The following is a 10,602-nucleotide window of genomic DNA, read 5'->3' as shown; positions in this document are numbered from 1 at the left end:
CACCCTGGTCTTCGACCACCCGACCCCCGCCGAGCTGGGCCGCAACCTCCTGGAGCGGCTGGGGCTTGGCGCGGCGCGGGCCGCCGAGCCCGCCGCACCGACCCGTACGGCGCCCAGGGACGACGAGCCGATCGCGATCGTCGGCATGAGCTGCCGCTTCCCCGGCGGGGTGCGCACCCCGGAGGAGCTGTGGGCGCTGGTGGACTCCGGCGGGGACGCCATCTCCGGCTTCCCGGCCGACCGGGGCTGGGACCTGGACGGCCTGTACGACCCCGACCCGGACCACCCGGGCACGTCCTACACCCGCGAGGGCGGGTTCCTGTACGACGCGGGCGACTTCGACGCGGAGTTCTTCGGCATCTCGCCGCGCGAGGCGCTGGCCACGGACCCGCAGCAGCGGCTGCTGCTGGAGCTGTCCTGGGAGGCGTTCGAGCGGGCGGGCATCGACCCGGCCACGCTGCGCGGCAGCCGCACCGGCGTGTTCGCCGGGATCATGTACCACGACTACGCCAGCCGCCTGCCCAGCCACTCGGAGGACCTGGAGGGCTACCTGGCCATCGGCAACACCGGCAGCGTCGGCACCGGCCGGATCGCGTTCACCTTCGGCCTGGAGGGGCCGGCGGTGTCCGTGGACACGGCCTGCTCCTCGTCGCTGGTCGCGCTGCACCTGGCGTGCCAGTCGCTGCGCGCGGGGGAGAGCACGCTGGCGCTGGCGGGCGGGGTGACGGTGCTGTCGTCCCCGTTCACGTTCATCGACTTCAGCCGCCAGCGGGCGCTGTCGCCGGACGGCCGGTCGAAGGCGTTCTCCGCGGCGGCCGACGGTACGGGCTGGGCCGAGGGCGCGGGCATGCTGCTGGTGGAGCGGCTGTCGGACGCCCGGCGCAACGGGCACCCGGTGCTGGCCGTGGTGCGCGGCAGCGCGGTCAACCAGGACGGCGCCAGCAACGGGCTGACCGCGCCCAGCGGCCCGTCGCAGCAGCGGGTGATCCGGGCGGCCCTGGACAGCGCCGAGCTGTCGGCGGCCGACGTGGACGCGGTGGAGGCGCACGGCACCGGCACGGCGCTGGGCGACCCGATCGAGGCCGAGGCGCTGCTGGCCACGTATGGCACCGGGCACTCCGCCGACCGGCCGCTGTGGCTCGGCTCGCTGAAGTCGAACATCGGCCACACCCAGGCCGCGGCCGGCGCGGGCGCGGTGATCAAGATGGTGATGGCGATGCGGCACGGCGTGCTGCCGCGCACCCTGCACGTGGCCGAGCCGTCCCCGTACGTCGACTGGTCCTCCGGCGCCCTGTCCCTGCTCACCGAGCCGGTGGAGTGGCCGGAGGCGGACCGGCCGCGCCGCGCCGGGGTCTCCTCCTTCGGCGTGAGCGGCACCAACGCGCACGTGATCCTGGAGCAGCCGCCCCGGCCCGAGCCGCAGCCCGAGCCCGCCCCCGAAGCGCCCGCCCCCGCCGTCGTACCGGCGCGGCCCGAGGGGACGGCGGCCCCCGCGCTGCCCTTCCTGCTGTCCGCCAAGAGCGAGCCGGCGCTGCGTTCGCAGGCCGAGCGGCTGCTGGCCCACCTCGCCCGGCTGCCCGCCGGCCACACGCCCGCCGACGTGGCGTACTCCCTGGCCACCACCCGTTCGGCCCTGGAGCACCGGGTCGCCGTGGTGGCCGACGACCCGCGCGAGGCCCTGGGGGCCCTGGTGCGCGGCGAGTCGGCGGCCGGCGCGGTGCGCGGCGTCGCCGCCCCGCGGGGCAAGGCGGTGTTCGTCTTCCCCGGGCACGGCTCGCAGTGGGTGGGCATGGCCACGGAGCTGCTGGAGACCTCGCCGGTCTTCCGCGCCCGGTTCGAGGAGTGCGCCGACGCCCTGGCGCCGTACGTGGACTGGGCGCCGGCCGAGGCGCTGGCGGACGCCGCCATGCTGGAGCGGGTCGAGGTCGTGCAGCCGCTGCTGTGGGCGGTGATGGTGTCGCTGGCCGCGCTGTGGCGGTCCTGCGGCGTCGAGCCGTCCGCCGTGGTCGGCCACTCGCAGGGCGAGGTCGCGGCGGCCTGCGTGGCCGGCGCGCTGTCGCTGGCGGACGGGGCCCGGGCGGCGGCCCTGCGCAGCCGGGCGATCTCCGGGCTGCCGGAGGGCGCGATGGTGTCGGTGGCGCTGCCCGTCGACCAGGTCGCCGAGCGGCTGGCGGAGCGCTGGCCCGGCCTGCTGTCCGTGGCCGTGGTCAACGGCCCGTCGGCGGTGGTGGTCTCCGGCGACGTCGGCGCCTGCGAGGAGCTGTTCGCCGGGTACGAGGCCGAGGGCGTGCGGGTGCGCAGGCTGCCCGCCGCGCAGGCCGGCCACTCGCCGCACATCGAGCTGCTGCGCGACACGCTGCTCACCGACCTGGCGCCGGTCGTCCCGCGGCCGCCGGAGGTGCCGTTCTACTCGACCGTCACCGGCGGCCTGCTGGAAGAGGGGACGCCGCTGGACGCCGCCTACTGGTACCGCAACATGCGCGAGCCGGTCCGCTTCGACCGGGTGACCGGCGCCCTGCTGGAGGGCGGCCACGACCTGTTCGTGGAGGTCAGCCCGCACCCGGTGCTGGCGATCGGCATCGAGCAGGGCATCGAGCAGGCCGGGGCGGGCGCCGTGGTGGTCAGCACGCTGCGGCGCGGCGAGGGCGGCCTGGCCCGGTTCCACGCGGTGCTGGGCGAGGCGTGGACGCATGGCGCCGGGGTGGACTGGCGGGCGGTGTTCGCCGGGTACGGGGCGGGCGCGGTGGAGCTGCCGACGTACGCCTTCCAGCGGCAGCGGTACTGGCTGGAGGCGCCGGAGGCGGCCGGGCCGGCCGTGGCGGCCGCCGACGAGGCCGACGCCGCGTTCTGGCGGGCCGTGGACAGCGGCGAGCCGGAGGCCCTGGCCGACACCCTGGGCCTGGCCGACTCCGGCGCGCTGGCCGACCTGCTGCCCGCCCTCGCGGCGTGGCGCAGCGAGCACCGCGAGGAGGCGCGGCTGCGGGCGCTGAGCTACCACGTGGTGTGGCGGCCCGCGAGCGAGCCGCCGCCGGCCGCCCTGTCCGGCACCTGGCTGGTCGTGCACCCCGCCGACCGGGCCGGCGACCCGCTGGTGGACGCGAGTGTCCGTACGCTGGCCGGCCGGGGGGCCCGCGCGGTCCCGGTGGCCGGCGGCGGGCCCGGGGACGACCCGGCCACGCTCGCCGCGCGGATCGCCGAGGCCGCCGGGGACGCGCCGGTGGAGGGCGTGCTGTCCCTGCTGGCGCTGGACGGCGACGGCACCGGCCGGGCCGCGCTGACCGGCACCCTGCTGCTGGTACGGGCCCTGGCGGACACCGTGGGCAAGACCCGGCTGTGGGCGCTCACCCAGGGCGCGGTGGCCGCCGACGGCGCCGACGCCGTGCCGCACCCGGAGCGGGCGCAGGTGTGGGGCCTGGGCCGGACGGCCGCGCTGGAGCACCCCGAGCTGTGGGGCGGGCTGGTGGACCTGCCGGCCGACCCGGACCAGCGGGCGCTGGACCGGCTGGCCGGGCTGCTGGCCCAGCCGGGCGACGAGGACCAGTTCGCGATCCGCGCCTCCGCCGTCCTCGTACGCCGCCTGGTGCGGCCCGCCGCGGACCGTACCGCCTCGGACCGTACGCCCGCGGCTTGGGCGCCGCGCGGCACCGTGCTGGTCACCGGCGCCGACGGCGAGATGGGCGCGCACGCGGCCCGCTGGCTGGCCCGGGAGGGCGCCGAGCACCTGGTGCTGGTCGGCGGGCGGGCCGCGGGCGGCCCGGCCGACCCGGCCCTCACCGAGGAACTGGCCGCGGCCGGGGTGCGGGTCACGCCGCTGGCGGCCGGGCTCGCCGACCGGGAGGCGCTGGCCGCCGAACTCGCCAGGGCGACCGACGGCTCCCCGCTGACCGCCGTGGTGCACGCCGCCGAGCCGGGCCGCTCGGCGGCCCTGGCCGAGGCGGACGAGGCGGCGCTCGCGGACGGCCTGGGCGTGCGGGTGGCCGGCGCCGCCGTCCTGGACGAACTGCTGGCGGACCAGCCGCTGGACGCCTTCGTGCTGTTCTCCTCGACGGCCGGGGTGTGGGGTAGCGCCGGGCGGGCGGCCGTGGCCGCCGCCGACGCCTACCTCGACGCCCTCGCCGCCCGCCGCCGCCACCGCGGGCTGCCCGCCACCTCGGTGGCCTGGGGCCTGTGGGCGGGGGTCGGCGGCGGGCCGGAGGAGACGCCGGAGGACCGCGAGCGGCGCGCGCTGCTGCGGCGGCGCGGCCTGGCCGAGACGGAGCCCGGCCGGGCGCTGGCCGCGCTGCGGCCGGCCCTGGCGCGGCAGGACACCGCCGTGGTGCTGGCCGAGGTGGAGTGGGACCGGTTCGCCGCCGCCTTCGCCGCCGTCCGCGCGGGCACCCTGATCGACGAACTGCCCGAGGCCCGGCGGGCCCTGGCCCAGCCCGGCGACCCGTCCGCGGCCGACGGCACGCCGGGCGCCTCCGGCCTGGCGGCCGAACTGGCCGGGCTGCCCGAGGCCGACCAGCGGCGCCGCCTGCTGGACCTGGTGCGCGGCGAGATCGCCGTCGTCCTGGGCCACGCGTCCGCCGCGGCGATCGGCGCCGAGCGTCCGCTGAAGGAGCTGGGCGTCGACTCGCTGGCCGCCGTCACCCTGCGCAACCGGCTCGGCGCGGCCACCGGGCTGCGGCTGCCCGCCACGCTGATCTTCGACCACCCGACCCCGGCGGCCGTGGCGGCGTTCGTCCGCACCCAGGTCGTACCGGACGCGGGCGAGGACGAGGAGGCGTCGCTGGACGCGGAACTCGACCGGATCTCCGCCCTGGCGGCCACCGACGACGAGACCGCGCGGGCCCGCATCGCCGGTCACCTCAAGGCGCTGCTGTCCCAGCTCGACGGGCCCCGCGAGCCGGAGGAGGGCGACGGCTCGCTCGCCGACCGGCTCGACGCGGCGTCCGACGACGACATCTTCGGCTTCATCGACCGGGAGCTGGGCACCGCGTGACCCCGCACGCCGCCGGCGCGCCCCCCCCCGGGGCCGCCGGCGGCGTGCACCGGCCACGCCCCGGACCCCACACGACCACGAAGGACCGCAATGTCTGACGAGAGCAAACTTCGCGAGTACCTGAAGCGGGTGACGGTCGAGCTCACCGAGTCGCGCCGGAAACTCCAGGAGATCGAGGACAGCCGGCACGAGCCGGTCGCCGTGGTGGGCATGAGCTGCCGCCTGCCCGGCGGGGTGCGCTCGCCCGAGGACCTGTGGGACCGGGTGGCGGCCGGGGAGTCGCCGGTCACCCCGTTCCCCGCCAACCGGGGCTGGGACCTGGCGGAGCTGTACGACCCGGACCCGGACCGGCCGGGCCGCAGCTACGTGCGGCACGGCGGGTTCATCCACGACGTCACCGAGTTCGACGCCGGCTTCTTCGGCATATCGCCGCGCGAGGCGGTGGCGATGGACCCGCAGCAGCGGCTGCTGCTGGAGACCACCTGGGAGGCGCTGGAGCGGGCGGGCATCCCCGCCGACGCGCTGCGCGGCACCCGCACGGGCGTGTTCGCCGGGTGCAGCACCAGCGACTACGCCGCGCTGCTCGCCGACGCCGAGGGCGACCTGGAAGCCCACCGGATGACCGGCATCGCGGGCAGCATCCTGTCCGGGCGGATCTCCTATCTGCTGGGCCTGGAGGGCCCGGCGCTGACGATCGACACCGCCTGCTCGTCGTCGCTGGTGGCGCTGCACCTGGCCGCCCAGTCGCTGGCCCGCGGCGACAGCACGCTGGCCCTGGTCAGCGGCGTGTCGGTGATCTCCACGCCCACCGCGTTCGTGGACTTCAGCCGGCAGCGCGGGCTCGCGCCGGACGGCCGGATCAAGGCGTTCGCCGGGGCCGCCGACGGCACCGCCTGGTGCGACGGCGTCGGCGTGCTGGTGGTCGAGCGGCTGTCGGACGCCCGCCGCAACGGGCACCGGGTGCTGGCCGTGGTGCGCGGCAGCGCGGTCAACCAGGACGGCGCCAGCAACGGCCTGACCGCTCCCAACGGCCCGTCCCAGCGGCGGGTGATCCGCGCCGCGCTGGACAGCGCCCGGCTGTCGGCCGCCGACGTGGACGCCGTCGAGGCGCACGGCACCGGCACCCCGCTGGGCGACCCGATCGAGGCGCAGGCGCTGCTGGCCACCTACGGCCGGGCGCACACCGCCGACCGCCCGCTGTGGCTCGGCTCGCTGAAGTCCAACTTCGGCCACCCGGGCGCGGCGGCCGGCGTCTGCGGCGTGATCAAGACGGTGATGGCGATGCGGCACGGCGTGCTGCCGCCCACCCTGCACGTGGACGAGCCCACCCCGCACGTCGACTGGTCGGCGGGCGCGGTGTCCCTGCTCACCGAGGCCGTGCCGTGGCCGGAGGCGGACCGGCCGCGCCGGGCGGGCGTCTCCGCCTTCGGCGTCAGCGGCACCAACGCCCACGTCATCCTGGAACAGGCGCCCGCAGAGGACGTAGGCCCCGGGGACGCCGTACGCCGCGAGGGGCCCGTCCCGGTGCTGGTGTCGGCGCGCGGCGCCGCCGCGCTGCGCGACCAGGCCGCCGCCCTGCACCGCCACCTGGCCGACCGCCCCCACCTGGCCCTGCCCGACGTGGGCCTGGCCACCGCCACCACCCGCGCCGCCCTGGACCACCGCGCGGCCGTCGTCGCCGACGACCGCGACGGCCTGCTGGCGGGCCTGGCCGCGCTGGCCGAGGGCGGCTCGGCCGGCCGGGTGGTGCGCGCGGAGGCCCGGGACCGCGGCAAGACGGTGTTCGTCTTCCCCGGCCAGGGCTCCCAGTGGGCCGGCATGGCCCGCGAACTCCTGGACACCGAGCCGGTGTTCGCCGCCCGGCTGCGCGAGTGCGCCGCCGCCGTCGAGCGGTACGCCGACTGGCCGGTGGAGGCCGCCCTGCGCGAGCCGGACGGCGCGGTCTGGCTGGCCCGCGTCGACATCGTCCAGCCGCTGCTGTGGGCGGTGCACGTGGCGCTGGCCGCCCTGTGGGAGGCGCACGGAGTGCGGCCGGACGCCGTCGTCGGCCACTCGCAGGGGGAGATCGCCGCGGCCGCCGTGTCCGGCGCGCTGTCCCTCGACGACGCGGCGAAGGTGGTCACCCTGCGGGCGCGGGCCATCGCGGAGGGGCTGGCGGGCCGGGGCGGCATGGTGTCCGTGCCGCTGCCCGCCGGCCAGGTGCGCGAACGGCTCGCCCGCTTCGGCGAGCGGATCTCGCTGGCGTCGGTCAACGGCCCGTCGTCCACGGTGGTGGCGGGCGAGCCCGGGGCGCTGGCCGAGCTGATCGCCTCCCTGGAGGCCGACGGCGTACGGCCGCGGCGCATCCCGGTGGACTACGCCTCGCACTCCGCGCAGGTGGAGGCCGTCCGCGAGCAGGTCGTCACGGCCCTGGCGGGCATCGAGCCGCGCCCCGGCCGCATCCCGTTCTACTCGACGGTCACCGGCGGGGTGCTGGACACCGCCGCGGTGGACGCCCGCTACTGGTATACGAACCTCCGGCAGGAGGTGCTGTTCCAGGACACCGTCCGCGCCCTGCTCGCCGACGGCTTCGGGCTGTTCGTCGAGTCCAGCGCCCACCCGGTGCTGATCATGGGCATCCAGGAGACCGCCGACGAGGCGCCCGGCGACGTGGACGCCGCCGTGCTGGGCACCCTGCGCCGCGGCGAGGGCGGCACGGCCCGCTTCTACGCCTCGCTGGCCCAGGCGTGGGCCGCGGGCGCGGCCGTGGACTGGCGGGCGGTGTTCGCCGGCCGCGCCGCCGGGCCGGCCGAACTGCCCACGTACGCCTTCCAGCGCCGGCGGTTCTGGGTCGAGCCCCGGGCCGCGGCCGGCGCCGGGTCCGACGCCGTCGAGGAGGCCTTCTGGCAGACCGTCGAGCGCGAGGACCTGACCGGCCTGGCGGACACCCTCCAGGTCGCCGACCCCGCCCCGCTGGGCGCGGTGCTGCCGAGCCTGGCGCGGTGGAACCAGGGCCGCCGCGAGCGCGCCCGGCTGGACGCGCTGCGGCACCGGGTGGTGTGGCGGCCGCTGGGCGGGCTCGGCGCGCCCGCGCCGGCCGGCACCTGGCTGGTGGTCACCGGGCCGGGCGGCGCGGACGGCGAGGCCGCCGACGCCGTCGGCCGGGCGCTGGCCGCGCACAGCGGCACGGCCGCGCGCGTCGTGGTCGACCCCGCCCGGCCGCCCGCCCGGGACGAACTGGCCGGACTGCTGCGGCAGGCGGCCCAGGACTCCGCCGCCGGGGTGGTGTCGCTGCTGCCGCTGACCCCGGCGGCGGACCCCGACGGGACCGACACGCTGGCGGCCTCCGTGCTGCTGCTGCGGGCCCTGGCCGACAGCGGCTTGGAGGCCAGGCTGTGGACGCTGACCCGCGGCGCGGTCCTGGCCGAGGAGACCGACCGGCTCGACCACCCCGGCCAGGCCCGGGCCTGGGGCCTGGGACTGGTCGCCGCCCTGGAGTACCCGGGGCTGTGGGGCGGCCTGGTCGACCTGCCCCCCGCGCTGGACGACGCCGCCGCCGGCCGGCTGGTGGCGGTGCTGACCGGGGCCGGCGACGAGGACCAGCTCGCGCTGCGCCCGGCAGGGGTGTTCGTACGCCGCCTGGTGCCGGCGCCGCTGAAGGGCGCCGCCCCGGCCCGTACCTGGGCGCCCGGCGGCACGGTCCTGATCACCGGCGGCACCGGCACCGCGGGCGCCGAGATCGCCCGGCACCTCGCCCGGCGGGGCGCGGCGCACCTGCTGCTGGCCGACAGCGAGCCGGTGCCCGAGGACGCCCGCGCCGAACTGGCCGCGGAGCTGGCCGGGCTGGGCGCGGAGGCCACCTTCGCCGTGTGCGACGCCGCCGACCGGGACGCGCTGGCCGCGCTGCTGGCGGCCGTACCCGAGCGGCACCCGCTGACCGCCGTCGTGCACGGCGCCGAACTGCTGGAGGAGGCGCCGCTGGAGGAGGTGACGGCCGGCCGGCTCGGCGCGGTGCTGCGCGCCAAGGCCACCGCCGCCCGCCACCTGCACGAGCTGACCGAGCACCTGCCGCTGTCCGCGTTCGTGCTGCTGTCCTCCTTCCCCGCCGTGCTCGGCGGCAGCCCGGGCCTGGGCGGCTACGCGGCGGCGGGCGCCTACCTCGACGCGCTGGCCGCCCACCGCGCCGCCCGCGGCCTGCCCGCCACGTCGCTGGCCTACGGCTACTGGGCGGGCGCGTCCGAGCGCGCCCAGGGCGCCGACTTCGAGCGGGTCCGGCAGGAGCGGCTGCGCCGGCGCGGCCTGCCGCCGCTGCCGCCCGCGACGGCCGCCGCCGCGCTGGAGCAGGCCCTGGACCACGACGAGACCGCCGTCGCCGTGATCGACCTGGACTGGGAACGCTTCCTGCCCGGCTTCACCGCCGGCCGGCCCAGCCCGCTGGTCGGCGAGCAGCCCGGGGTGCGCGGCCTGGCGCGGGCCGCCGCGCCCGCCCCCGCCGCGGTCACCGCGGGGCTGGCCGGACTGCCGCCCGGGGAGCGGGAGCGGGCGGTGCTGGACCTGGTGCGCGCGGAGATCGCCGCCGTACTCGGCCACACCGACGCCGAGGCCGTCGACGCGCGGCGCGGCTTCCTGGAGATCGGCATGGACTCGCTGACCACGGTGGAGCTGGCGGCCCGGCTCTCCACCGCCACCGGCCTGCGGCTGCGGCCCCGTACGGCGCTTGAGGCCCGTACCCCGGCCGGGTTCGCCCGCGCCATCGCCGCGCTGCTGGGCGGCGTGGAACCGGCGGGCGGCGTGGAACCGGCGGGCGGCGAGCCGTCGGCCGCCGCGCCGGACTCCTTCGGCGGGCTGCTGCGGCGGTCCCTGGCGGACGGCCGGGCGGGCGAGTTCCTGGAGTTCCTGGCCGCCGCCGGCCGGTTCCGGCCGTCGTTCGACACGCCGTCACCGGACGGGCGGCCTACGGTCGTCCCGCTGGCCGACGGCTCCGCCGGGCCCGCCCTGATCTGCGTGCCCACCGCGCTGGCGTCGTCCGCGCCCGCCCAGTACGCGCGGCTCGCGGCGCGGTTCGCGGGCGTCCGGAGCGTGGCGGCGGTGACCCTGCCCGGCTTCGAGGGCGGGCAGGAGCTGCCGCGGACCCTCGACGCGTGGGCCGAGGCCACCGCCGAGGCGGTGCGCGCGCACGCCGGCGAGGCCCCGTTCGCCCTGGTCGGCTACTCCTCCGGCGGGCTGCTGGCGCACCTGCTGGCCGAGCGTCTGGAGGCGGCGGGCGGCTACCCGGAGGGCGTGGCGCTGATCGACACCTTCCCGCTGGACCACGGCTCGCTCGCCAGGATCGGCGGGCCGGTGCTCGCGGGCCTCGCCGACCGCGCCGACCTGCTGCCCGACCTGGACGACACCCGGCTCACCGCGATGGGCGGCTACCTGGGGCTGCTGGCCGGCTGGGAGCCGGCCGAGCTGAAGGCGCCCGTGCTGCTCGCCCGCGCCACCGACCCGCTGCCCGGCGCCGCGGAGCGCGACCGGGCGGCCGACTGGCCCCGCCCGCACACCGCGGCCGAGGTGCCGGGCGACCACTTCACCGTGATCGAGGACGGCGCCGAGGCGACCGCCCGGACGATCGACGCCTGGCTGGCCGGCCGTGGCTAGCG

The 10,602-nt window shown here is 78.6% G+C and carries 2 protein-coding genes; both read left to right on the top strand.

Translation table 11 applies throughout. The features are described from left to right. The coding region (locus tag RKE29_RS09805) for a type I polyketide synthase (protein ID WP_312004739.1) at positions 1-4,981 on the top strand (4,981 nt) is incomplete at its 5' end. A 90-nt stretch (positions 4,982-5,071) separates the two neighbouring features. Continuing rightward, positions 5,072-10,600, top strand: coding sequence for a type I polyketide synthase (locus RKE29_RS09800; protein ID WP_312004738.1), 5,529 nt, complete (start codon positions 5,072-5,074; stop codon positions 10,598-10,600). The last annotated feature ends 2 nt before the right edge of the window (positions 10,601-10,602 follow it).

Source organism: Streptomyces sp. B1866 (genome assembly GCF_031932565.1).
In the GTDB taxonomy this organism is placed as follows: Bacteria; Actinomycetota; Actinomycetes; order Streptomycetales; family Streptomycetaceae; genus Streptomyces.
This window is presented reverse-complemented; position numbering and strand designations above follow the sequence as displayed.

What these genes read in the sequence shown, in the direction of transcription:
- RKE29_RS09800 (WP_312004738.1), top strand. Translation starts at nt 5,072, where the DNA reads ATGTCTGACGAGAGCAAACTTCGCGAGTACCTGAAGCGGGTGACGGTC.